We start from the raw sequence: 24,219 nt of genomic DNA on the forward strand, positions 1-24,219 counted from the left end.
CATAAAGAGAATTACAATGAAAACAACTAAATTACTAAAATCATTATCAGTAAGTGCCATTCTTATTTCTAGCGCTTTAAGTAACTTCGCTGCCGCAGACGCGGCGGTTTGGAAGGTTAGCAATGGTCAAAACGAATTGTTTATTGCTGGTACAGTGCATATATTGCCTCCTTCAGAATTTCCTTTACCAACGGAATTCGACAAAGCATATCAACAGGCTGATTCGATTGTGCTTGAAGCGAAACTACCTGATCCGACAGATCAAGAAGCACAAATGGCAATGATTCAAAAACTAGCCTACCCTGCTGGCGAAACCTTGAGCCAAAAGATTAGCGTATCAACGTATAAAGAGCTCAAACAATACCTAGGCGGCCTAGGGCTAAACTTAGATGAACTCAACGGCTTTAAACCAGGTTTTGTTCTGAGCATGATGACGGTAATGGAGGCTCACAAAGCCGGACTAGCTGGCGAAGGTGTTGATGCGTTTTATGACAAACAAGCTAAAAAAGACAATAAGGAAGTTAACTACCTAGAAACCGCAGAATTTCAGCTTAATATGTTAGCCAATATTGGAAAGGACAATGAAGAAAAATTCATTCTTGAAACCCTTAAAGAAATGAGTCAATTCAAGCCACAGTTAGAACAACTAATAGCAGCGTGGAGAGCAGGTGATATTAACGCAATTGACTCGCTTATCTTGGAGCAAGCCAAAAGTAAAGATCCCCAAGGCTATCAATCTATGTTCACTGATCGCAATCGCAATTGGATTCCGCAAATTAGCGAGATGCTTAATGACAAAGACAAGGAACTCGTATTAGTCGGTGCAGGACATCTTGCCGGCGACGATAGTGTATTAAAAATGTTAAAGGCAAAGGGGTATAGTGTCACCAAACTTTAATAGCTAATGCAATAAAAAAGGCGCTCACTAAAACATTTTAGTGGCGCCTTTTTCGTTCTAACACGAACTAATCAGTAGCTTCGCTTTTTAGTTGTTTTGGTCTAAGCCCTAATACCGCAAACACAGCAAAATAACTAATAGCAGCGACAACAATGAGCTTGGCTAACTCCAACCCCTTGAGCCATGTGTCTTCATCAATCCAGAACCCTTGCTGAGGCATTAAGTAAACGACTATCCCCGCCATAACGAGCGCCGACATCAACGCCTTTGCGCCAAATATCATCGTCTGTGATGAAATAGCAAAAATACCATCTTGTTTTAGACGTTGATGTAACCAAAAAGCATTACAAGTTGCAGATAACGCTGTAGCGCCAGCTAAACCAATATAGCCATATTCATAACCAAGGCTTAACACCAAAATTAAGTTAAACACCATATTTGCAATCATTGCTTTAATTCCGATTCTAACTGGTGTTTTGGTATCTTGACGGGCATAAAACCCAGGGGCTAAAACTTTGATCAACATAAAGCTCAATAAGCCACACGCATAAGCAGTCAGCGAATATCCCGCCATCGTAACATCGTGCTCTTTAAATGCACCGCCGTAAAAAAGTACGTTAATCATCGGTTGAGCCAGCACGATAAGACCGATCATTGCCGGTATCCCCATTAGCATTACCATCCGCACGCCCCAGTCCATCGTCGCTTTGAAGTGAGCATTATCACCGCTATGTTGGCGTGATAATAACGGTAAAATAACCGTTGCAATAGCAATTCCAAACAAACCCAGAGGAAACTCTAAAAGTCGATCAGAATAGAACAACCAACTCACTGAACCGCCACTAAGGTAAGAAGCTATTACAGTGTCTAACAGTAAGTTAATTTGCCCCACAGACACGCCAAATAATGCAGGGATCATTAATGTGCGTATTTTAATCACACCTTCATCATTCCATCCCCATTTAGGGCGAACAAGCATCTTTGCCTTGTATAAAAATGGGATTTGAAACAACAATTGTACCAAACCGCCTAAAAACCACCCCCAAGCAATCCCAACAGCTGGTTCATCAAAATGAGGAGAGAAAAAGACAACCGCGCTGATGATTGATAAATTTAAAAACACAGGGGTAAACGAAGACACCGCAAAACGCCCCATTGCATTAAGAATAGAGCCTGATAATCCAACTAAGGTGATAAACCAGATATAAGGAAAGGTAATCTTCAGCATAAATGAGGCTAAATCATACTTGTGCGCGTCGGTGCCATCATTGAGCCATTCTAAAAACCAACCATTAGCAAATATCGCTGCTAACACAGGAGAACCAATAACGCCCAGAATTGCGACAACGGTAACAATGGTCCCTAATGTACCTGAAACATAGGCAATTAGGCGCCTAACCTCATCTTCACTTTTTTGAGTTTGATATTCACTTAGCACTGGAACAAACGCTTGTGCAAAAGCACCTTCTGCAAATAAACGACGCAGAAAATTAGGAATTTTTGCTACCAAATAATACACATCGGCGATAGCGCTCGCCCCCAGTACATTAGCTAACATTACGTCACGTACTAATCCTAAAATACGCGACACAAAGGTCATCACACTGACAATGAGACCTGAGCGTAATAATTTTTTACTCAACGAAAAATCCCTAACTTAAAAACCAAATCGGTAGTTGTGTCATATACCCATGCCACCTGGAAATGCGTGAATCCAGCAAGTCGAGAAGCGTGCCAAAGACAAAGCATAAAATGGGTGGTGTGGTCATTCCCCACCCATATTTTATAACGACGGATTTGGTCGCTTATCGCCTTGCCCTGCCGGAGTTCGGGTAGAAAGCTATTACGGCGTTATGATTCATAATCAGGGAATAACCATTAATTAAGAATCATGCCTTGTACTAGCGTCCTACCCGAGCTCTGAAACTCGCATTTTCAAGTAGCATGGGTATAGTCTATCTAAATAGCACCTTAACCACAGCATGATTTATCAAAATTAGTAAGATTAGTTTGTTCAACTCAATCTTCATACTGAAAATAGTGCTTCATTCAAATTCACGGTATACACTCTTAAAACTCAACTCAATGCCGAACTACTATGAAATTATTAACAACACTACTTGTTTTACTATTATCTATCGCCTTCCACGCAGTGGCTTCTGATGAAAAAGGAGCTGGCCAAGGAATTAACAATATCGATATTCTGACGCAATATATTGATGACTATAATCAAGGGCGATTGGATGCCATGCTAACGGTGATGACCGCTGATATTCAATGGATGAATATTGATTCAAATAAAATAACTACCGAAACGAAGAATAAACAACAACTTGCGCAAGCGTTGAAACCATATTTAAAAGGTGGCAATTCAACTCAATCATCACTAATGCACGCTTTTGAAAACGGCAATTTTGTTAGCACGTTAGAAAAAGCATCATGGCAATCAAACGGTCAGATGAAATCACAATGTAGTATTGCCATCTACGAGTTCGATAAAAACCTTATTAAGAATGTCTGGTATCACGCGGCTCAATCATGTGACTAGCCATTCGTAACAAATCGATACATTTAATAGAGGAACTTAAACCGGATGTGTTGTTCGTAATATTCTCTATGTCGTGAGTGGTAGTTTCATCACTCAGTTAATTGAAGTAAAAGATAATTTACATTGGAAAGTAGCATGATTAAACGTACATATTCAGTTGTTTTACTCAGTTTTATCGTATTTTTCACCACTTCTGTGCTGGCAGCTAAACATTCATCTCTTTTTAGTGAGTTTACTATCGACTCCCCTTTGACGTTGACCCACAACGTGATGATTGCTGACGTATCACCAATACCAGGCAAAGAGCTCATTACACTAGGCGTCGACAAAGACAATCAATCTTGGTTAATTATTTATAAGCAGATGATGAATCGTCAAGGGTTCGAAGTCCTCGATCAAATAATGCTCGATAAATCTATTTCTCGATTTGATATCAGTGAATATAAAAAAGGTCAGCAACAGAAAATATTTTTCATGAACCACAATCAAGCGATGCTCTATCATCCGCCATCAGATGCTGGTAAAGGGAGTATTAAAACACTGGGCAACATTCAAAGCTTGTTTCTCGACGAAAACCCTCAATTCATCGCCAAAAGCGACTTTCTCGTTGAGTTAGATAATAACGGTGATAGTCATATTCTTAGTCATCACTTTAATGGCGTTAACATCTATCGCGTAGATGAAAGTTTCTCACAGCAAACTCAACTAAATATAAAACCACAAATTGCCATGGAGAATGACGCTGCCGAATTTACTAAACGAAAACTCTACGTCTTCGATATTAATTTTGATAATAAACAAGACGTGATAACTGTCGGTGATGGCGAACTCATCGCTCATGTGCAAAACAATGAAAATAATGGATTTTCAATTCATAAAATCAAATTAAACGACTCAATTAGCGGCGTAAATTGGTGGGACAAACGCGATGCGTCTGGTGATAGTTTAGATCAAACAAATTTAGTCTATCGCTCGCTAGAAGAGATCCGCGATGTCAATGGCGATGGCATGATCGATTTAGTCGTTAAATATACCCAAAGCTTAGGCGTTTTAGATCGCGTAAACAATTTTGAGGTCTTCTTTGGAAAAAATCGCAACGGTAAATTAACCTTTGATGATAAAGCGAATACGGTGGTTACAGGAGAAGGAACACTCACAGGCCTGCGCTTACTAGACATCAACAATGACAACAAACTCGAGGTAGTACTTTCAGGGTTTGATATTGGCATTTCTCAAATCATCGGCGCGTTGATGTCTGGCAGTATCGACCAAGATGTGTATCTCTATCAACTCGACAATCAATTGGCATTCTCCGAAAACGCCGATGTCGAAAAGGAAGTTGAACTCAATTTCAGTATTTCATCTGGCCAAAGTGGTAACCCAGTCGTTGAATTACTTGACGTAAATGGTGATGGCTTAAAAGACTTCCTACTCTCTAGCGGTGAAAAGACGTTAAAAGTCTATCTAGGCCAAAACGGCAAGCGACTATTTAGTAAACGCTCGCAACGATATAAAACACAACTCCCTAAAGACGGTAATTTCTTTGAAGTTAATGATATTAATAACGATGGAAAAGACGACATTGTCTTTAAATATGGACGATTAGACGGCAATGAAAAGAGAAAGCAATTTAAAGTATTAATTAGTAAATATTGACCTTTACAATAAATAAATTGAGTAGAACAAATGCGAACTCACTAACATTTTTTAGTTTCTTCAAATAAAATCTGATTTAGGGCTAGGACTCACCATTAAATGTTGATAGAATTCGCCCGTTATCATAACGGCCAACTTTGTTATCGCTATTTTTACTTGTAAAAACAGCGTCAGTTTTGCCTTTAGTGGTAAAACTAAACAAAGTAGAGACTGTTATGTCTCCCTTTTAATCATTCGCGATTGATATTAGGTGATAAATCGGGCATAATCCCCGGCCTTAAAATAGTCTCGCATAAGTAAAGTTCTAGGAGTTCACCTTGGCTAACATTAAATCTGCTAAGAAACGCGCTATTCAAGCTGAAAAAAATCGTCAGCATAACGCAAGCCGTCGCTCAATGATGCGCACGTACATGAAAAAAGTTATGTCAGCTATCGAAGCTGGTAACAAAGAAGATGCAACTAAAGCATTTGCTGAAATTCAACCTGTTTTAGATCGCTACGCGACTAAAGGTTTAATTCACAAAAACAAAGCTGCTCGTCATAAGTCTCGTTTAAACACGCTTATCAAAGCGCTTTAATTCGACCTTAGATGTTGTAGTTAAAAAACCGGCTTAAGCCGGTTTTTTTATGCCTGTAATTTAGTTAGCAGCCACAACATCAAAGCGCCCATTGTATTAACGCAAGACTATCCCTAGAATGTTTCCGTCCTTTAATCAAATACGGAATTACAATGAAGTCTCTTCTTCTTCCCCTTACTATGATTGGTGCGCTAACTATGCCTAGCATGACATTAGCCAATGACTCAGTCGACAAAGCATCACTTGAAAAAGCTCACCAACTACGTGATAGCGCATTGCGCTCTAACTTGGGTTACGACATTGTTGAATCGCTGACTGTTGAAGTAGGACCGCGCTTAGCCGGTACACCAGCAGATCTAGTTGCAGTTGCTTGGGCAGAAGATAAATTTAAAGCGTTAGGTTTTGATAAAGTTTACAAGCAGCCTGTTGAAGTTCGTCACTGGGAGCGAGGGTTTGCTAAAGCAAGTGTTACAGCACCATTTCCACAACCATTAGCGATTACAGCCTTAGGTGATAGTATTGCTACTCCTAAAGGTGGATTAAAAGGTGAGTTAGTATTCTTTGATTCAGTTGATGAATTACGTCAAGCAAATCCAAAGGATGTTAAAGGGAAAATCGTCTATATTGACGCGAGAATGCACCGTCACTTAGAAGGTAAAGAATACAGCACAACCGTTGCTGGTCGTTCAATCGGCTCATCAGTTGCTAGTAAAAAAGGCGCTATTGGTCTTATTATTCGTTCAATTGGCACAGACTCTTCTCGTTTTCCGCATACTGGTAATATGAATTACAAAGATGGCGTTAATAAGATCCCAGCTGGCGCGATTTCAACCTCAGATGCCATGATGTTAATGCAAATGAAAAAGCGCGGCTTACCAATTTCAATCAATATGGAATTAGAAACCCGTGCCTATAAACCAAAAACATCATATAACGTTATTGGTGAAATTACGGGTAGCAAATACCCAGACGAATATATATTAATTGGCGCTCACCTTGATTCTTGGGATGAAGGCACCGGTGCACTAGATGATGGTGCAGGTGTTGGCATCGTGATGGCAGCTGCCCATGAAATCAAAAAACTAAAACCTAAGCGTACTATCCGCGTTGTTTTATTTGCTAACGAAGAAGGTGGCCTCATCGGTGCTAAAGAATACCGTAAAGCCAATGCCAAAGAACTTCATAAAATTAAACTTGCCGGCGAATCTGATTTTGGTGCGCGCAATATTTGGCGCTTTGATAGTCAAGTTCATCCAGACAACCTAGATGTTATGGCACATATCAACAAGGTACTTAAACCATTAAGTATCAACAGTGGTAACAACAAAGCTGGCGGCGGCCCAGATGTATCAATTTTACCAGAAAAAGGTGTGCCGGTATTTAGCTTACGTCAAGACGGTACCGACTACTTTGATTACCACCATACGCCAAACGATACGTTAGACAAAATCAACCCAACTGAGCTTGCACAAAACGTTGCTGCTTGGGCAGTGGTAGCCTATGTAACTGCACAAGCTGATGAGAAGCTATTGCCGTTACCGAAGAAAAAAGCAAAATAAGTCCCTTTATTTTGCCAAAACATTAAGCCAGCCATGTGCTGGCTTTTTTGTATTCAGATATACCCCTTCAACATTATTAAAAAAGCACCGGATAAATCGACGCTAATAGGCACACTGCCATGGTGTAGTTAAAAATTGTTAACCGGCGCTGGTTACTTAACAACACACTAATTTTTTGGCCGAGTATCGTCCAAACACCGACTGACGGCACATTCGCCATGATAAAAATTGCCGCGATAACAGCGATGGATAACAAACTGCGATCAGGTGAGTAAACACTGATAGCAGTAAGCGCCATTGTCCACGCCTTTGGGTTAACCCATTGAAATGCACAAGCCTGAAAAAATGTTAACGGTTTAGCTCCTTCAACTTCACTTTGAGCTGGCTTTCCCGCACGAGCAATCTTATAAGCCAAATAAATCAAATACGCGACGCTTAGTACTTTTAGCACGAGATGAGAAATTGGAAACTTATCAAATACCGTCATCAATCCCATGCCCACTAATATCACCATTAAGCCAAAGCCCAATGTAATTCCAGCCATATGAGGCATAGTGCGTTTAAAGCCAAAATTAGCGCCAGAAGACATTAACATTAAGTTGTTTGGCCCCGGAGTCACCGTTGAAACAACAGCAAAAACAATCAATGCTACAAGTAATTCAATAGCCATTTCTAGTTCCTTAATCATTTAATCTGTGAACAATTATATTGACTAACTATTGAAATTATCTTGCTTTGTGTGCACGCATGCTGCTAATTTTGCAACCTATGGATAAATTAGATCGAATTAACGAAAGAATATTGCGCGAACTATCGAAAGATGGTCGAATTAGCAATGCCGAGCTTTCATTACGGGTAGGATTATCGCCATCAGCGTGTTTACGCCGTGTGCAAGAACTAGAACGTAGTGGAGTCATTTGCGGCTATCGCGCAGTACTCAACAAAAACGAATTAGGGGTGGGTTGTGTTGCTTACGTCATGGTCGGCCTATCTAACCATACAAAAGACTCTCAGTTGGCCTTTGAGGCCGCTATGGCAATAGCACATCAAGTTGTCGAGTGCCATAACATCACTGGCTCTTACGAATACTTAATCCGGGTTGAAACCAGTGATCTAAATACCTACAAAAATTTTCATACAGAAGTGCTAGGAACATTAGCTCAAGTCACTTCTATATCGACCTACGTAGTTATGGAATCCACTAAAGATCAGCGTTCGTAGCGCTGAGTTTTATTTATGCTTCTAATTTACGTGTAAATACCATTTCTTTTGCGCTAGATTGCTCCGCATCATATTGATAACCTTCATAATCAAACGCTTCTAATTCTTGAGGCGTAGAAACGCGCTTATCAATCATGTAACGCACCATTAAGCCACGTGCCTTTTTAGCGTAAAAACTAATAATTTTATACTGGCCATTTTTATAATCTTTAAAAATTGGCGTGATAATTTGTGCATTAACATTCTTAGTTTTCACAGCCTTAAAATATTCCGTCGATGCCAAATTCACTAATACTTCACTGCTTGCTTCTTTCAAAGCATCATTCAATGTATCAGTGATTTTGTTGCCCCAAAACTCATACAAGTTTTTGCCACGAGAATTATCAAGTTTAGTACCCATCTCTAAGCGATAAGCTTGCATTAAATCCAGTGGACGCAATAAGCCATAAAGACCCGATAAAATACGCAGATGTGATTGAGCAAATTCAAGATCATCGTTAGACAACGTGTCAGCGTCTAGTCCGACATAAACGTCGCCTTTAAATGAATGCACAGCATGCTTAGCATTTTCAGTATTAAATGGCGTAGCCCACTCACCAAAACGCGCAGCATTAAGGCCAGCTAATTTATCACTAAGCTTCATCAATGACGCAATATCACTGGCTGAAAGTTCCTTACAACGTTCCATTAGGATCTCAGCTTCACCTAGCAATTCACACTGGCCTGCTGGCAAATCTTTTGCCGGAGTTTCAAAATCGAGTTTCTTTGCTGGAGAGATGACTGCTAGCATTTTATAAAGCACCTTAATCAATAATATTTTCGGTTATTGTACTAAGTAATACAGGCAATTCAACCTTGCGCTAAACAAGAATAAATGTGACCAGAATAACGAATTCATGACACAAGTGACAGTTTTTAAGTTTCTCGTAATTAAATTACACAATTAGCCTTTGGATCTCTTAAATTACATGGTATATGTAATTACAACAAAATTTAAACCGCTCAGCAGTATTTAGGGCCTGTTGTTCTTTGAAGAATGAATTTTGTACAATTGACAAGAATGTTTCGCACGGCATGAGGAGCGACACCTAGTTTACCTAGGCGAGCGACGAAAAACACAGCGATAATGTCTTGTCATTGCATCCGAAGGACAGCGTTTGTTCGTGATTTATATGGCGTTATCGCCTGCTAGCTTAGCCCACTAAGCGTCGCAGTCTCTGCCTTGTATAAACCCCAAACAATTCGCTGCAAAAGCCTTCTTCAGAGAGCCACAGGCCCTTAGTATACTCACTAAAGCGCTTGCCTTATTAGGAATAAATACCGTAATGAACAAATTAGAACAACTTAAAACAATGACTTCTGTTGTTGCTGACACTGGCGACTTTGAAGCAATTAAACTGTACAACCCAGAAGATGCAACGACTAACCCATCGTTAATCTTAAAAGCAGCTCAACTACCGCAATATCAATCATTGGTTACCGACGCTATCGCTTTTGGTAAAACAAATGGCGAATCTCAAGCTAAGCAACTTTCAAGCGCTAGTGATTACCTTGCCGTTGCTATCGGACGTGAAATTTTAAACACCATCCCTGGTCGTATTTCGACTGAAGTTGATGCACGCTTATCGTTCAATAAGGAAGCGTCTGTAGCCAAAGCAAAACAACTTGTTGCGATGTATAAAGATGCTGGTGTTGATAAGAGCAAGATCTTAATTAAACTTGCTTCTACATGGGAAGGTATTAGCGCTGCTAAAGAGCTAGAAGAAGAAGGCATTAACTGTAACCTCACCTTATTATTTAGCTTTGCTCAAGCGAAAGCCTGTGCAGAAGCGAATGTATTCCTAATTTCACCATTCGTCGGTCGTATCCTAGATTGGTATAAAGCTAATACAGATAAGAAAGAATACGCAAGCCATGAAGATCCTGGCGTAGTATCTGTAACAGAAATCTACGAATACTATAAAACTCATGGTTACAATACTGTCGTAATGGGCGCAAGTTTCAGAAACACCGGTGAAATTCTTGAACTTGCTGGCTGTGACAAACTAACGATTAGCCCTAACTTGTTGCAAGAACTTGAAGACGCTGAAGGCGATGTTGTTCAAAAGCTTGTAAATAACTTTGAGCAGCAGACGGCACCAGCCTCTCTAACAGAAGCACAATTTAGATGGGAAATGAACGAAGACCCAATGGCAACGAATAAGCTATCTGAAGGCATTCGTAATTTTGCGGTCGATCAGAATAAGCTAGAAGATATGCTACTAGCCCAATGGAACTAGTATTTAGCTACTAAAAGTTGAGCAAAGTCACTAAAAAAGTTTTATTTTTTTATTGACTCCTCCTGCATAATGCGTTAATTATTAACCAATTATTCAGCAGAAGGAGTAAACCATGGACAGGTTAGAATTTGCGGCGAACTACGATGCAGTACCAGCGAAACGCGGTCGCCCTAAAGGCAGTAAAAAGAAAAAGTGGCGTGAAATTGAAGCCATTCAGGATAGACAACGATTAGCAAAAGAGCTAACTGATTTAGATTTAGGTCATGAGTATAATATTGATGACCTTGTTCTCGATTTTTAAAGCTGATTCATTCAAAATAAAAAGCGCCCATTAAGGCGCTTTTTTTATGCAGAAAATAAACTAGGTATATACTTGAACACTATCCCCACAACTATTCATTCTTCTTGGCTACCACTGTTCCAACAAGAGTTTTCAAAAGACTACATTAGTCAGTTACTTTCTTACTTAGAACAACAAAAAAATGATGGTATTGTAATATACCCACCTGCTTCAATGTGGTTCAAAGTATTTGAAATGCCTTTAGCTGATATAAAACTAATCATTGTCGGTCAAGATCCATATATCAATGAAAATCAAGCAATGGGGTTGTCATTTAGCGTACCTAAAAGTGAAAGAATTCCGCCAAGTCTGAGAAACATCTATAAAGAGCTCCAGACAGATCTTGGTGTTATCGCACCGCAACATGGCGATCTGAGCCGTTGGTTCAACGAAGAGTCAATCTTTTTACTCAACGCATCCTTAACTGTCGAGGCAGGTAAAGCAGGAAGTCATCTTAAAAAAGGTTGGCAACAATTCACCGCCGCAGCTATAGAATTCATCAACCAATACGCAAATAATACCGTATTCTTAGCCTGGGGAGCCTTTGCGCATAAATGCTGTGCCAAAATAGATCTTGAAAAACATGCCGTGATAAAAACGTCTCACCCCAGTCCGCTTGGCGCTTACAAAAAAATGAAAACAGCTCCCGCTTTTTTGGAGTCAAAGTGCTTCAGTAAAGCCAATGATTATCTACTCTCAAAAGGACGCAACGCCATAGACTGGCGGATTGATTAACGAATCGGTGCGCTTACATTAGCTTACTTAACCGACAGAGGTATAGTGGCATTATGCATAGGCTCCTAATAGATTAAGGTAATCCTATGCTAAAACTATCACTTACTGCTTCTGTAATTCTATGTCTGTTTGTCAACAACGGTTTAAAATTGACCCACTTTTTCAGTAATTCATCGATTGAAAACTGACCCAGTTAGTCTTGATAGGTATCAATAATACCCGCTTTTCTTTTTTCTCTTAATCGATAGCTTTCGCCAGTTAATTGCAACACATGAGAGTGATGTAGTACGCGATCTAACATGGCCGCTGTTAAAGTTGCATCATCTGAAAAGGCGCTCGGCCACTGTCCAAAGGGTAAATTGCTCGTTAGAATCAAACTGCCTTTTTCATAACGCTTGGCAATGACATTAAAAAATAGATTTGCTTCATCACGGCCAAATGGTAAATAGCCTATCTCATCGATGATTAGCAACCGAGGAGCAAGAATAGAGCGTTGCATGTAGCTTTTCAATTTTCCTTGCCGCTGTGCACTGCTTAGCTGAAGCATTAAATCTGCGGCACTGATAAAACGTGTTTTCTTGCGTTGCTCAATGGCTTTATAACCTAACGCAATGGCTAAGTGTGTTTTACCTGTACCACTTGGACCTAGTAAAATGACATTCTCACACCGCTCAATAAAGGCAAGCGAGCTTAGCTCCGTTATCGCTTTACGTGGTGCCCCTGTTGCAATCTTGAAGTTAAATTGGTCTAGTGTTTTGATGCTTGGAAAACCGGACATTTTTAGCATGATTTCTCGCGCCCGATCATACTTATTCTCTAACTCGCTAGTGAGGATCTGATACAAAAAGTCAGCATAACTACTTTCATTTTTGACGCATCGACTCGCAATGTTAGGCCAGTTGTTTTCTATATTTCTTAAATTGAGTTGCTCACATATTGAAGCGATTTGTTCATGTTGAATACTCATAGTTGCTCCAGTAGTTCACTGTAAACAGATATCGGGTGTTGATAGCATTCAATATCAATGGGCGCAATAAACGACACTAATGCGCTGCTCTTTAAATCCAAACTGCTGTGAAGTTTTTGTGGAAGCGGTTGTAAGTACGCCACTTCTTCATCAAGGAGGTATTGCGGCTTTTGTGCGGTCGTACCATGAATACGTTGGTGGGCGACATCGTTTAGCCATCCGCCAATTTTGCTATTGGCATTTGCACAATCTAACGATAAGCCCGCTTGCTTGAGCGTTGCATGCAGTGGTACAACAAAGCTATTCTTCAAGTAATGGTTAAATCGTTCAACTTTCCCCTTGGTTTTAGCACGATACGGCCGACATGCTTTGGGTTGAAAACCATATTCCTCAGCCAAATCAAGAAACGATTGATTCCAACGGTGCTTTCCTTCACCGTAAACATCGCGCTCAATAACTAATGCTTTAGCGTTGTCGCATAACACTTGTTTTGGAACGCCGCCAAAATAGTGAAATGCTTCCCTTAATCCGTCCATCCATGCTTCTGTTAGCTCATGGTCATAAAAATAGACGTAGCAGGCTCGTGAATAGCCAAGGGTTGCCACAAACGCCTTAATGGTAAGCTTTCCGCGTTTAATCGTGGTGAAGTCTATTTGCATTTGTTGACCCGGACCGGTTTCAAATCGAACAATAGGCTCTGGTGTTAATTGCTTGAAAGCGGATAAATACACCCTGAGTTGCGTTATTCCACCTTGATAACCTCTAGATTTTATTTCTGACAACAAAACAACAGCTGGGATCCAGTGTGGTTTTGCAGCATTTATTCGACCTTGAATATACTCATGGAAGGGACTGAGTTTAGTCGGTGGTGAATGTCGTTTTGTATAATGAGGCACGTCATATCCTCTTAAATATTTACGCACAGTATTGCGCGATACGTTTAATTCCTTGGCAATGGCGCGAATGCTTTTGCCTTGTTTATGCAGGACTTTAATATCCACAAATAGCTCCTTCGTTAACATACCGTATCACCTAAAAATAAATAAATGATACATCGGTGGGTCAATTTTGGATCGATGTTAGTGGGTCATTTTTGCACCGTTGGTGACATCTGTTTACTACGGTAGGCTGTGGCTCATCTAGCTCTAATACCAATTGCATTAAATATTTGCCCACTTGTACTTGTTAAAATTAACTAAAATGGCGTTGCTCTCAATCCTAATAGCCAGCTATTAGTCAATCGAGCGCCTTGTTTTAGCTGATTTTCTCTACGCACAACAAGATCACTTACTTAATGCAATTGGTATAATAGGTAAAATTCAAAGTCGTAAAATGCAAAAGGCCCCGTGTATTTCTACACGGGGCCTCTCGACTAAATAGGTGTTTGGCAATGTCCTACTCAGGCTCGGCGAGACCGTTAGTCCAGCGGACTAACGCAGCTCGTCGTGACAAGTTGGGGAAGCCCTACACTACCGCTTTAACTCGTTCTATCCCATTAACTATACTGTACTCGCTCCGAGAGCGACAGGCGCTGTCTCGGCGATAAGGCGTTTCACTTCACAGTGATGGGACCTGTCATCACGCGTCAATTTCTATACGTCAGAAAGCAAAAAAGCCGCTGTAACATAAGTTACAGCGGCTTTCTCTAAATAAGTGTTTGGCAATGTCCTACTCTCACATGGGGAAGCCCCACACTACCATCGGCGCTAAATCGTTTCACTACTGAGTTCGGAATGGGATCAGGTGGGACCAATTTGCTATGGTTACCAAACTAATTTGACGTGATTGCATTCACTAACATCGCGGTGCCATGGATGGCAAAGAGCGATGTGTTACAGCGAACACAACCACTAAATTTGGAAAGCTTTCAAAAATCTTCTTAAACACAACAAGCGTTCTTTGTTGGATATTTCTGAGACTAGAACATCTCTTGAAAAATAGATTTAGTATCTATTTTTAAGATGTTCATGTAAAACACATTAGGTGTTGTATGATTAAGCCTCACGGGTCATTAGTACAAGTTAGCTCAACGCCTCACAACGCTTACACACCTTGCCTATCAACGTAGTAGTCTCCTACGGCCCTTTAGGGAGATTAAATCTCCAGTGAGAACTCATCTCGAGGCTCGCTTCCCGCTTAGATGCTTTCAGCGGTTATCGATTCCGAACGTAGCTACCGGGCAATGCCATTGGCATGACAACCCGAACACCAGCGGTTCGTCCACTCCGGTCCTCTCGTACTAGGAGCAGCTCCTCTCAATTCTCAAACGCCCACGGCAGATAGGGACCGAACTGTCTCACGACGTTCTAAACCCAGCTCGCGTACCACTTTAAATGGCGAACAGCCATACCCTTGGGACCGACTTCAGCCCCAGGATGTGATGAGCCGACATCGAGGTGCCAAACACCGCCGTCGATATGAACTCTTGGGCGGTATCAGCCTGTTATCCCCGGAGTACCTTTTATCCGTTGAGCGATGGCCCTTCCATACAGAACCACCGGATCACTATGACCTACTTTCGTACCTGCTCGACGTGTCTGTCTCGCAGTCAAGCTAGCTTATACCATTATACTAACCGCATGATGTCCGACCATGCTTAGCTAACCTTCGTACTCCTCCGTTACTCTTTGGGAGGAGACCGCCCCAGTCAAACTACCCACCAGACACTGTCCTCAATCCCGATAAGGGACCTAAGTTAGAACATCAAACGTACAAGGGTGGTATTTCAAGATTGCCTCCACCAAAACTAGCGTTCTGGTTTCAAAGGCTCCCACCTATCCTACACATGTAGGTTCAATGTTCAGTGCCAAGCTGTAGTAAAGGTTCACGGGGTCTTTCCGTCTAGCCGCGGGTACACTGCATCTTCACAGCGATTTCAATTTCACTGAGTCTCGGGTGGAGACAGCGTGGCCATCATTACACCATTCGTGCAGGTCGGAACTTACCCGACAAGGAATTTCGCTACCTTAGGACCGTTATAGTTACGGCCGCCGTTTACCGGGGCTTCGATCATGAGCTTCGAACCGAAGTTCTAACCCAATCAATTAACCTTCCGGCACCGGGCAGGTGTCACACCGTATACGTCATCTTACGATTTTGCACAGTGCTGTGTTTTTAATAAACAGTTGCAGCCACCTGGTCACTGCGACTGACCGTAGCTTAGAGAGCAAGTCTCATCACCACAGCCAGCGTACCTTCTCCCGAAGTTACGGTACTATTTTGCCTAGTTCCTTCACCCGAGTTCTCTCAAGCGCCTTGGTATTCTCTACCCGACCACCTGTGTCGGTTTGGAGTACGATTCCTTATAATCTGAAGCTTAGAGGCTTTTCCTGGAAGTATGGCATCATCTACTTCACTACCGTAGTAGCTCGTCATCGACTCTCAGCCAAAGTTGTTCCGGATTTACCTAAAACAACGGCCTACTGCCTTAAACATGGACAACCAACGCCATGCTAGATTAGCCTTCTCCGTCCCCCCATCGCAATTATAAGAAGTACTGGAATATTAACCAGTTTCCCATCGACTACGCATTTCTGCCTCGCCTTAGGGGTCGACTTACCCTGCCCCGATTAACGTTGGACAGGAACCCTTGGTCTTTCGGCGAGGAGGTTTTTCACCCCCTTTATCGTTACTCATGTCAGCATTCGCACTTCTGATACCTCCAGCATGCCTGACAGCACACCTTCAACGGCTTACAGAACGCTCCCCTACCACTCATACAAAGTATGAATCCGCAGCTTCGGTGACTAGTTTAGCCCCGTTAAATCTTCCGCGCAGGCCGACTCGACTAGTGAGCTATTACGCTTTCTTTAAAAGATGGCTGCTTCTAAGCCAACCTCCTAGCTGTCTAAGCCTTCCCACATCGTTTCCCACTTAACTAGTACTTTGGGACCTTAGCTGGCGGTCTGGGTTGTTTCCCTCTTCACTACGGACGTTAGCACCCGCAGTGTGTCTGCCATGATTGCACTCATTGGTATTCGGAGTTTGCAAAGGGTTGGTAAGTCGGGATGACCCCCTAGCCTTAACAGTGCTCTACCCCCAATGGTGATACATGACGCTCTACCTAAATAGATTTCGGGGAGAACCAGCTATCTCCGGGTTTGATTGGCCTTTCACCCCTAGCCACAGGTCATCACCGCATTTTTCAACATACGTGTGTTCGGTCCTCCAGTTGATGTTACTCAACCTTCAACCTGCCCATGGCTAGATCACCCGGTTTCGGGTCTACACCTTGCAACTATCGCCCAGTTAAGACTCGGTTTCCCTACGGCTCCCCTATACGGTTAACCTTGCTACAAAATGTAAGTCGCTGACCCATTATACAAAAGGTACGCAGTCACACAGCAAATCTGTGCTCCCACTGCTTGTACGTATACGGTTTCAGGTTCTATTTCACTCCCCTCACAGGGGTTCTTTTCGCCTTTCCCTCACGGTACTGGTTCACTATCGGTCAATTAGTAGTATTTAGCCTTGGAGGATGGTCCCCCCATCTTCAAACAGGATATCACGTGTCCCGTCCTACTCGTTTTCATAAAAAATTCGTCTTCGTCTACAGGACTATCACCTTCTATCGTCGCACTTTCCAGTGCATTCGACTGACTTATTAATTACTTAAGGGCTGGTCCCCGTTCGCTCGCCGCTACTAAGGGAATCTCGGTTGATTTCTTTTCCTCCGGGTACTTAGATGTTTCAGTTCCCCGGGTTCGCCTCACAACGCTATGTATTTACGTTGAGATAACTGCCTTATGGCAGCTGGGTTTCCCCATTCGGAAATCGTTGGCTATTGCGGTTTTTATCACCTTGCCAACGCTTATCGCAGATTAACACGTCCTTCATCGCCTCTAATTGCCTAGGCATCCACCGTATACGCTTAGTCACTTAATCATACAACACCTAATGTGTCTTGCTTGATTCTTTTCTCTACTGCGCCGTTGGACTTCGTCATTCGGTCAGTTATGTAACACGTTACACGACTTCCCTCATTCCTCGTCCGCCTTGCATTAGAAAAAATTATCTGCGCAATACGTTAGATGTGTTAATTAAAACAACTAATGTTTTCGATTTCACAGACCAATGTCTGCTATGTCTAGTTTTATCATTATTCTTCTAATTATCCTGAAAAATAAATTAAGTATTTATTTTTAGATTATTAGCTTCGTAAATCATTTTCGCCTCAAAAATATCCAAGAACACTTGTTGTGTTCGTAATTAGCATTCACTAATTACTTAAGAACTTCGAATAAAAATTATTGTTTACACAATAATCTAAATTCTATTTTTGAATTTATCAGCTTTCCAAATTGTTAAAGAGCAGACGTTAAAACGTCAAAGATAATAATTAAATCTTAATGATTATCTTTAAAGTCTATTTCATCGAATGTATTTCTATGCGAAAAAGAATAAGTGGTGGAGCTATGCGGGATCGAACCGCAGACCTCCTGCGTGCAAGGCAGGCGCTCTCCCAGCTCGAGCTATAGCCCCACATATTCTTTTATGTTTTAGTAATTTCGTTTATTCAAGGCATGAAGTGACGACGTTTAGCCTGCTAAACGAGTTACTTTATAACGCTGAACAAATGAAATTTGGTAGGTCTGGGCAGATTTGAACTGCCGACCTCACCCTTATCAGGGGTGCGCTCTAACCAACTGAGCTACAGACCTAAAACATTTTGTTAAAGTTAATAACTGAGTTAACAAGCCGACCTCACCCAACTCTTTATCAGAGAAGTGGGATGCTAACTAACAAAGCTAGAACCTAAAACATATTGTCAAACCAACTGGATGGTTTAACTATGCGTCTTTATTTTCGTATTCAAACAAACTGTGTGGACACTTAAAGAAAAGTATCGAATGATTGGTCATCACTAGTGACGACCTGAATAAAACTGTATTTTTAGATTAATTATCTAAAAATCTGTTTTATTTTTGTCTGTAAGGAGGTGATCCAGCCCCAGGTTCCCCTAGGGCTACCTTGTTACGACTTCACCCCAGTCATGAACCACAAAGTGGTGAGCGTCCTCCCCGAAAGGTTAAACTACCCACTTCTTTTGCAGCCCACTCCCATGGTGTGACGGGCGGTGTGTACAAGGCCCGGGAACGTATTCACCGTAGCATTCTGATCTACGATTACTAGCGATTCCGACTTCATGGAGTCGAGTTGCAGACTCCAATCCGGACTACGACGCACTTTTTGGGATTGGCTCCACCTCGCGGCTTCGCAACCCTTTGTATGCGCCATTGTAGCACGTGTGTAGCCCTACTCGTAAGGGCCATGATGACTTGACGTCGTCCCCACCTTCCTCCGGTTTATCACCGGCAGTCTCCCTAGAGTTCCCACCATTACGTGCTGGCAACTAAGGATAGGGGTTGCGCTCGTTGCGGGACTTAACCCAACATTTCACAACACGAGCTGACGACAGCCATGCAGCACCTGTCTCACAGTTCCCGAAGGCACCAATTCATCTCTGAAAAGTTCTGTGGATGTCAAGAGTAGGTAAGGTTCTTCGCGTTGCATCGAATTAAACCACATGCTCCACCGCTTGTGCGGGCCCCCGTCAATTCATTTGAGTTTTAACCTTGCGGCCGTACTCCCCAGGCGGTCAACTTAATGCGTTAGCTGCGCCACCCAGTGCTCAAGGCACCAGTCGGCTAGTTGACATCGTTTACGGCGTGGACTACCGGGGTATCTAATCCCGTTTGCTCCCCACGCTTTCGTACATGAGCGTCAGTTATTGTCCAGGTGGCCGCCTTCGCCACTGGTATTCCTTCAGATCTCTACGCATTTCACCGCTACACCTGAAATTCTACCACCCTCTACAAAACTCTAGTTTGTCAGTTCGAAATGCAGTTCCCAGGTTGAGCCCGGGGCTTTCACATCTCGCTTAACAAACCGCCTGCGTACGCTTTACGCCCAGTAATTCCGATTAACGCTCGGACCCTCCGTATTACCGCGGCTGCTGGCACGGAGTTAGCCGGTCCTTCTTCTGCGAGTAACGTCACAGCTAGCAGTTATTAACTACTAACCTTTCCTCCTCGCTGAAAGTACTTTACAACCCGAAGGCCTTCTTCATACACGCGGCATGGCTGCATCAGAGTTTCCTCCATTGTGCAATATTCCCCACTGCTGCCTCCCGTAGGAGTCTGGACCGTGTCTCAGTTCCAGTGTGGCTGATCATCCTCTCAAACCAGCTAGGGATCGTCGCCTTGGTGAGCCTTTACCTCACCAACTAGCTAATCCCACTTGGGCACATCCAATCGCGAAAGGCTCCGAAGAGTCCCCTTCTTTCCCCCGTAGGGCGTATGCGGTATTAGCCATCGTTTCCAATGGTTGTCCCCCACGACTGGGCAGTTTCCCAAGCATTACTCACCCGTCCGCCGCTCGACACCTCAGGAGCAAGCTCCCTTGTGTTTCCGCTCGACTTGCATGTGTTAGGCCTGCCGCCAGCGTTCAATCTGAGCCATGATCAAACTCTTCAATTAAAAGTTTAACTGTTTAACGTTCCCTACTTTTACATAAGAAACGACTCAATGAATTTACTGTCATATCAAGTAATTTCTTACTTGGTGTGAACATCTTCATTAAGTATTTTTGATACTTATCTAAAAATGCCCACACAGTTTATTTGAATACTAATTTTTAAAGAACGTTTTATCTCAATCACCATTTGGTGAGAGAACCGCTTCAAAGCGTTTGCTTCTCTGCGTTTCGGGTTGCGCATTCTACGCAATCCTTATTTGAAGTCAACAACTAATTTTAAAATTTATAAAAAACATTTAAAAGCTATTTTCTTCGCTAACTTGCGTTTAACTCCGTAGTAGAAGCCGTTGCGCCGTGTCAGTGGATGCGCATTATAGAGATCCAATTGAACTTGGCAAGAGCTTTTTTGATCTTTTTATGAGTTTGATGCTTAAAATGGTTTGAGATCACAAAAAGTTGGCTTTTAAGACGAAAAAGTGAGCATATCACGCGAAGTTAACTGCGAAGGCCTGTTGTTCTTTCGGAAATTAATTTTGTGCAATTGACAATGCTTTTTGGCAAGGCATGAGGAGCGACGCCTAGTCTACCTAGGCGAGCGGCGAATAACGCGGTGAAAATGTCTTGTCATTGCATCCGAAGGACAGCGTTTGTTCGTCATTTCTACGGCGTTATCGCCTGCTAGCTTAGCCCACTAAGCGTCGCAGACTCTGTCTTGTACTAACCCCGAACAACTCGCTGCAAAAACATTTTACAAAGAGCAACAGGCCTTCCTGCTCATTTTTTATAACATGTGGTGCAGACCGCTATTTTAAAGGAGCGCCTTGAGCTATCCATTGGGCTATATAGATACGCTCGTCATCAGTCATCTTAGTTTTATTGATAAAAGGCATATCCTTAGCGTCGATAGCACGTGCTTGAATGCGTGGTGCCCATCGCTTCATATCATCTAAGGTATCTAAAATCACACCACCTTGCGCCACAGTAAAGATTTGATCGGTATTCTTTTTAGAATGGCACGCAGTGCAGCGCTCATTAATGATGCTTTTAACTTGTGCTGCTTCGATTGTGTTTTGCTGTGCTTGTGCACTCTTTTCAACTTTCTTAGGTGCAATCGCGATCATTAAGGCAATAGTCAATAGCGCAGCGGCTACTAATACCATCTTATTCTCATTACCTTTATGTTTTGCTACGAAGTATTGTCTAATGGCTGCGGTGATAACAAAAATCACCATCAACAAAGCCCAGTTATATTGATGATTAAAGATCATTGGATAATGATTGCTAATCATAATGAAGATTAAAGGCAGTGTTGCGTAAGTATTATGGGTTGAGCGTAATTTAGCTTTCGCCCCCCAACTAGGATCTACCGGCTCGCCCTTTTCAACACTACTTACTAATGCCCGTTGCGACGGCATAATAGTAAAGAACACATTACCCGCCATGATAGTGCCGACTACAGCACCTACATGCATAAAGGCACCGCGTGCACTAAAGGTTTGTGATAGGACGTAAGATAGTCCGCAGATCAGCACCATCAAGATGATACCAAGAACGACACCGTGTTCGCTGAGTTTAGTGCGGCACAGTAGGTCGTAGACTAGCCAACCACCAGCGATACTCGCAAGACCAATGGTAATAGCCAATGCGGGTGAGATTTCTGACACAGAAGGATCGATAAGATAGGTTTCAGCACCAAGATAAAACATTAATGCTAATAGCACAAACCCTGTTAGCCAAGTGCTATAAGCTTCCCATTTAAACCAATGGAGCAGTTTGGGCATTTGCTCGGGTGCATGTTTGTATTTAGCAACTTCATAGAAGCCACCACCGTGTATGGCCCAGAGATCGCCTCCAATACCTTTATCGGTTTTCCATTGTGGCGGTTTTTCCAAATGGTTATCTAGCCACACAAAATAAAAGGATGCACCTATCCATGCTATACCCGTAATCACATGGGCAAACCTTAAGATCAGGTTTAACCATTCCGTAATATAAGGATCCATTTCCTACTACTCCAATCAACCCTGCACCTGAGTGGTCACCGCGACTCTCATGATGTGAATTGTTATAATTTTTTCCCTGTTATTTTTATATCAGGGTTAGAGCGCACTCGATTTGGGAGCATCGCGATCATGCACTTGCTCTCCCATCACATAAGTGGCTTTGATTGCGCGATCATCACCTAACGTTGTCATGACGAATAAACGCTCTAATAAGTCTTTTGATTTATTCATTCTCACGCGCATCAAGTCAGTTGATTGATAATCAAGCACCACGAAGTCGGCTTCTTTACCCTGTTCGAAGTTACCTATCTTGCTTTCTAGATCTAATGCTTGTGCCCCGCCAAGGGTGGCAAGGAAGAATGATTTAAGTGCAGTTAACTTTTCGCCGCGCAATTGCTGAATTTTATACGCTTCATTAAGTGTTTGAAGCTGTGAAAAACTCGTACCACCACCGACGTCGGTTCCTAAACCAACATCGACGTTATATTGTTCTGCTTTTTTTAAGTTAAATAGCCCGCTACCCAAGAATAGATTTGAGGTTGGGCAATAAGATAAAGACGATTTAGTATCTGACAATCGTTGATACTCGCTATCACATAAATGAATGCCATGAGCAAAAACACTACGTTTGCTTAATAAACCGTGCTGGTCGTATACATCTAAGTAGTTTTCACACTCTGGGAATAAGTCTTTAACCCAAGCACACTCGTTTTCGTTTTCGCTAAGGTGAGTATGCATAAACACATCTGGGTATTCTTTAAGTAACTGACCAGCTTTGTGTAACTGCTCACTGGTGCTGGTCGGTGCAAAGCGCGGGGTTACGGCATAATGTAAACGGCCTTTACCATGCCACTTTTCAATAAGGGCTTTTGATTCATCGTAACTCGATTGCGCAGTATCAGTAAGATTGTCTGGCGCGTTGCGATCCATCATTACCTTGCCGCAGATCATACGCAGGTTCATTTCTTCTGCACGTTCAAAGAAAGCATCAACAGACTCTGGATGTACTGTTCCGAAAACTAGCGCCGTAGTAGTACCGTTTTGTAATAATTGGTCTAAGAAAAATTGTGCGCGTGGCAAGGCAAAGTCTTTATCGCCGAATTGTGCTTCCGTTGGAAAGGTATAAGTATCTAACCATTCTAATAGCTGCTCGCCATAAGAGCCGATGATTTCAGTTTGCGGAAAATGAATATGAGTATCGACAAAGCCCGGCATTAATAGACCATTGTCATGAACAGTGACTTCAACGTCATCAGCAAGTGTCGGCAAGATATCCTGCGCGTCGCCTAAGTAATCAACCAAGCCGTTCTTAACGACTAAAACACCATCAGCGAAATGTTGATAGCTATTGGTTTCATCTTTTGCCGGATCGCTTAAAAAGTGAAGAATTTCGCCGCGAAAGGCCTTGGTTGTATTGTTCATTGTGTAACTCTTAAAAAATAAAAACGATTTAAAACGCTATTGTTATCTGCTGTGACACATCAATGGTCACTTCATCACAGTTGTTGCCTACGCCATGACGGTCGACAACTAAAAAATCACTTACTTCGTTTAATGCTAAACAGAAGTGATGCCAAGTTCCGGTGTGATAATTAACACCCTGATGTGATTGTGCTAAAAACACTTCTATTTTACGCAGATCCAGCTCACCCTTTGGCGCAACCACTACTAAATAAGGATTATCACTTAATGGCATAAAGGCCTGCGAGCCCTGAGGATGGCGCTCCATCATGCCGATCTTAATTGGCAGCGCCAATGGTTTAGAGCGGAAAATACTAATAATACCCTGGGCGCCATCGCCAATAGTTTCAACCATCGCCAGCTTGTGATGACGGGTAGTAAAACCTTGGTTGATAGCAAAATGCTCATTATTGTCGCTTACCTCAATAACATCACCAAAAGCAGCGAAAGCTTCTTGAGTTAGCGGTTTAGCTTGCATCATCATATTTTCCATAGTCC

At 42.3% G+C, this 24,219-nt stretch carries 17 protein-coding genes, 2 tRNA genes and 3 rRNA genes; 9 read left to right on the forward strand and 13 right to left on the reverse strand.

Features of this window, described 5'->3' with window-relative positions:
• The first annotated feature begins 16 nt into the window (after nt 1-16).
• Nucleotides 17-898, forward strand: a complete 882-nt coding sequence (locus ACMAZF_RS16580) for a TraB/GumN family protein (protein WP_435274850.1) — start codon at nt 17-19, stop codon at nt 896-898.
• A gap of 67 nt (nt 899-965) precedes the next feature.
• Here ACMAZF_RS16580 and murJ read toward each other — a convergent pair whose 3' ends face one another.
• Nucleotides 966-2,540 (reverse strand): murein biosynthesis integral membrane protein MurJ, encoded by a 1,575-nt coding sequence (gene murJ / locus ACMAZF_RS16585; protein ID WP_435274851.1) that lies wholly within the window; start codon nt 2,538-2,540, stop codon nt 966-968.
• A 456-nt stretch (nt 2,541-2,996) separates the two neighbouring features.
• Between murJ and ACMAZF_RS16590 the strand changes: the two genes are divergently transcribed.
• The 4 genes from ACMAZF_RS16590 (at nt 2,997) to ACMAZF_RS16605 (ending at nt 7,239) form a co-directional block, all read left to right on the forward strand.
• Complete coding sequence (locus ACMAZF_RS16590) at nt 2,997-3,446, forward strand: hypothetical protein (protein ID WP_435274852.1); 450 nt, start codon at nt 2,997-2,999, stop codon at nt 3,444-3,446.
• Between the two features lie 135 nt (nt 3,447-3,581).
• Nucleotides 3,582-5,102 carry an FG-GAP repeat domain-containing protein gene (locus ACMAZF_RS16595; RefSeq protein WP_435274853.1) on the forward strand — a complete coding sequence of 507 codons (1,521 nt, stop codon included), beginning with the start codon at nt 3,582-3,584 and terminating at the stop codon, nt 5,100-5,102.
• A gap of 317 nt (nt 5,103-5,419) precedes the next feature.
• The gene (gene rpsT / locus ACMAZF_RS16600) at nt 5,420-5,680 is read left to right on the forward strand and encodes a 30S ribosomal protein S20 (RefSeq protein ID WP_435274854.1); all 261 of its coding nucleotides are present in this window, start codon (nt 5,420-5,422) and stop codon (nt 5,678-5,680) included.
• Nucleotides 5,681-5,832: 152 nt separating this feature from the next.
• Nucleotides 5,833-7,239, forward strand: a complete 1,407-nt coding sequence (locus tag ACMAZF_RS16605) for a M20/M25/M40 family metallo-hydrolase (RefSeq protein WP_435274855.1) — start codon at nt 5,833-5,835, stop codon at nt 7,237-7,239.
• Between the two features lie 76 nt (nt 7,240-7,315).
• Here the strand turns inward: ACMAZF_RS16605 and ACMAZF_RS16610 are convergent, their stop codons facing one another.
• Nucleotides 7,316-7,909: a LysE family translocator gene (locus tag ACMAZF_RS16610; RefSeq protein ID WP_435274856.1), complete on the reverse strand. Its 594-nt coding sequence runs from the start codon at nt 7,907-7,909 to the stop codon at nt 7,316-7,318.
• Nucleotides 7,910-8,007: 98 nt separating this feature from the next.
• Between ACMAZF_RS16610 and ACMAZF_RS16615 the strand changes: the two genes are divergently transcribed.
• Nucleotides 8,008-8,460: an Lrp/AsnC family transcriptional regulator gene (locus tag ACMAZF_RS16615; protein ID WP_435274857.1), complete on the forward strand. Its 453-nt coding sequence runs from the start codon at nt 8,008-8,010 to the stop codon at nt 8,458-8,460.
• A gap of 13 nt (nt 8,461-8,473) precedes the next feature.
• Here ACMAZF_RS16615 and yaaA read toward each other — a convergent pair whose 3' ends face one another.
• On the reverse strand, nt 8,474-9,250 hold the full coding sequence (yaaA, locus tag ACMAZF_RS16620; protein ID WP_435274858.1) for a peroxide stress protein YaaA: 777 nt from the start codon (nt 9,248-9,250) through the stop codon (nt 8,474-8,476).
• Nucleotides 9,251-9,785: 535 nt separating this feature from the next.
• Between yaaA and tal the strand changes: the two genes are divergently transcribed.
• From tal to ung, 3 genes are all read left to right on the forward strand, one after another.
• Complete coding sequence (gene tal / locus ACMAZF_RS16625; protein ID WP_435274859.1) at nt 9,786-10,739, forward strand: transaldolase; 954 nt, start codon at nt 9,786-9,788, stop codon at nt 10,737-10,739.
• 112 nt (nt 10,740-10,851) lie between these two features.
• Nucleotides 10,852-11,040 carry a DUF3545 family protein gene (locus tag ACMAZF_RS16630; RefSeq protein ID WP_435274860.1) on the forward strand — a complete coding sequence of 63 codons (189 nt, stop codon included), beginning with the start codon at nt 10,852-10,854 and terminating at the stop codon, nt 11,038-11,040.
• A gap of 72 nt (nt 11,041-11,112) precedes the next feature.
• Nucleotides 11,113-11,814, forward strand: a complete 702-nt coding sequence (gene ung, locus ACMAZF_RS16635; protein ID WP_435274861.1) for a uracil-DNA glycosylase — start codon at nt 11,113-11,115, stop codon at nt 11,812-11,814.
• 193 nt (nt 11,815-12,007) lie between these two features.
• Here the strand turns inward: ung and istB are convergent, their stop codons facing one another.
• The 10 genes from istB to ACMAZF_RS16685 all read right to left on the reverse strand — a co-directional run bounded on the left by istB (nt 12,008) and on the right by ACMAZF_RS16685 (nt 24,214).
• The gene (gene istB / locus ACMAZF_RS16640; protein WP_435273981.1) at nt 12,008-12,781 is read right to left on the reverse strand and encodes an IS21-like element helper ATPase IstB; all 774 of its coding nucleotides are present in this window, start codon (nt 12,779-12,781) and stop codon (nt 12,008-12,010) included.
• Complete coding sequence (gene istA, locus ACMAZF_RS16645) at nt 12,778-13,803, reverse strand: IS21 family transposase (protein ID WP_435274862.1); 1,026 nt, start codon at nt 13,801-13,803, stop codon at nt 12,778-12,780. The genes istB and istA overlap by 4 nt, the downstream gene beginning before the upstream one ends.
• A 633-nt stretch (nt 13,804-14,436) precedes the next feature.
• Nucleotides 14,437-14,552: ribosomal RNA gene (rrf, locus tag ACMAZF_RS16650) — 5S ribosomal RNA — on the reverse strand.
• A gap of 219 nt (nt 14,553-14,771) precedes the next feature.
• A 23S ribosomal RNA gene (locus tag ACMAZF_RS16655) occupies nt 14,772-17,665 on the reverse strand.
• A 520-nt stretch (nt 17,666-18,185) separates the two neighbouring features.
• Nucleotides 18,186-18,262 (reverse strand) — tRNA-Ala (locus ACMAZF_RS16660).
• Nucleotides 18,263-18,364: 102 nt separating this feature from the next.
• Nucleotides 18,365-18,441, reverse strand: a tRNA-Ile gene (locus ACMAZF_RS16665).
• A 271-nt stretch (nt 18,442-18,712) separates the two neighbouring features.
• Nucleotides 18,713-20,259: ribosomal RNA gene (locus ACMAZF_RS16670) — 16S ribosomal RNA — on the reverse strand.
• Together the 16S, 23S and 5S rRNA genes with 2 tRNA genes alongside form the textbook arrangement of a ribosomal RNA operon.
• A gap of 801 nt (nt 20,260-21,060) precedes the next feature.
• Complete coding sequence (locus tag ACMAZF_RS16675; RefSeq protein WP_435274863.1) at nt 21,061-22,260, reverse strand: urate hydroxylase PuuD; 1,200 nt, start codon at nt 22,258-22,260, stop codon at nt 21,061-21,063.
• Nucleotides 22,261-22,356: 96 nt separating this feature from the next.
• The gene (gene guaD, locus ACMAZF_RS16680) at nt 22,357-23,682 is read right to left on the reverse strand and encodes a guanine deaminase (protein WP_435274864.1); all 1,326 of its coding nucleotides are present in this window, start codon (nt 23,680-23,682) and stop codon (nt 22,357-22,359) included.
• A 28-nt stretch (nt 23,683-23,710) separates the two neighbouring features.
• Complete coding sequence (locus ACMAZF_RS16685; protein ID WP_435274865.1) at nt 23,711-24,214, reverse strand: ureidoglycolate lyase; 504 nt, start codon at nt 24,212-24,214, stop codon at nt 23,711-23,713.
• Nucleotides 24,215-24,219: the final 5 nt, after the last annotated feature.

This window comes from Psychrobium sp. nBUS_13 (assembly GCF_051201665.1).
Taxonomy (GTDB): Bacteria; Pseudomonadota; Gammaproteobacteria; order Enterobacterales; family Psychrobiaceae; genus Psychrobium.

Excerpts from the sequence above, each read along its gene's own strand:
- ACMAZF_RS16580 (WP_435274850.1), top strand. The coding sequence starts at position 17 with ATGAAAACAACTAAATTACTAAAATCATTATCAGTAAGTGCCATTCTT.
- ACMAZF_RS16590 (WP_435274852.1), top strand. The coding sequence starts at position 2,997 with ATGAAATTATTAACAACACTACTTGTTTTACTATTATCTATCGCCTTC.
- ACMAZF_RS16595 (WP_435274853.1), top strand. The coding sequence starts at position 3,582 with ATGATTAAACGTACATATTCAGTTGTTTTACTCAGTTTTATCGTATTT.
- ACMAZF_RS16605 (WP_435274855.1), top strand. The coding sequence starts at position 5,833 with ATGAAGTCTCTTCTTCTTCCCCTTACTATGATTGGTGCGCTAACTATG.
- ACMAZF_RS16610 (WP_435274856.1), bottom strand. The coding sequence starts at position 7,909 with ATGGCTATTGAATTACTTGTAGCATTGATTGTTTTTGCTGTTGTTTCA.
- ACMAZF_RS16615 (WP_435274857.1), top strand. The coding sequence starts at position 8,008 with ATGGATAAATTAGATCGAATTAACGAAAGAATATTGCGCGAACTATCG.
- yaaA (WP_435274858.1), bottom strand. The coding sequence starts at position 9,250 with ATGCTAGCAGTCATCTCTCCAGCAAAGAAACTCGATTTTGAAACTCCG.
- tal (WP_435274859.1), top strand. The coding sequence starts at position 9,786 with ATGAACAAATTAGAACAACTTAAAACAATGACTTCTGTTGTTGCTGAC.
- ACMAZF_RS16630 (WP_435274860.1), top strand. The coding sequence starts at position 10,852 with ATGGACAGGTTAGAATTTGCGGCGAACTACGATGCAGTACCAGCGAAA.
- istB (WP_435273981.1), bottom strand. The coding sequence starts at position 12,781 with ATGAGTATTCAACATGAACAAATCGCTTCAATATGTGAGCAACTCAAT.
- istA (WP_435274862.1), bottom strand. The coding sequence starts at position 13,803 with ATGTTAACGAAGGAGCTATTTGTGGATATTAAAGTCCTGCATAAACAA.
- ACMAZF_RS16675 (WP_435274863.1), bottom strand. The coding sequence starts at position 22,260 with ATGGATCCTTATATTACGGAATGGTTAAACCTGATCTTAAGGTTTGCC.
- guaD (WP_435274864.1), bottom strand. The coding sequence starts at position 23,682 with ATGAACAATACAACCAAGGCCTTTCGCGGCGAAATTCTTCACTTTTTA.
- ACMAZF_RS16685 (WP_435274865.1), bottom strand. The coding sequence starts at position 24,214 with ATGGAAAATATGATGATGCAAGCTAAACCGCTAACTCAAGAAGCTTTC.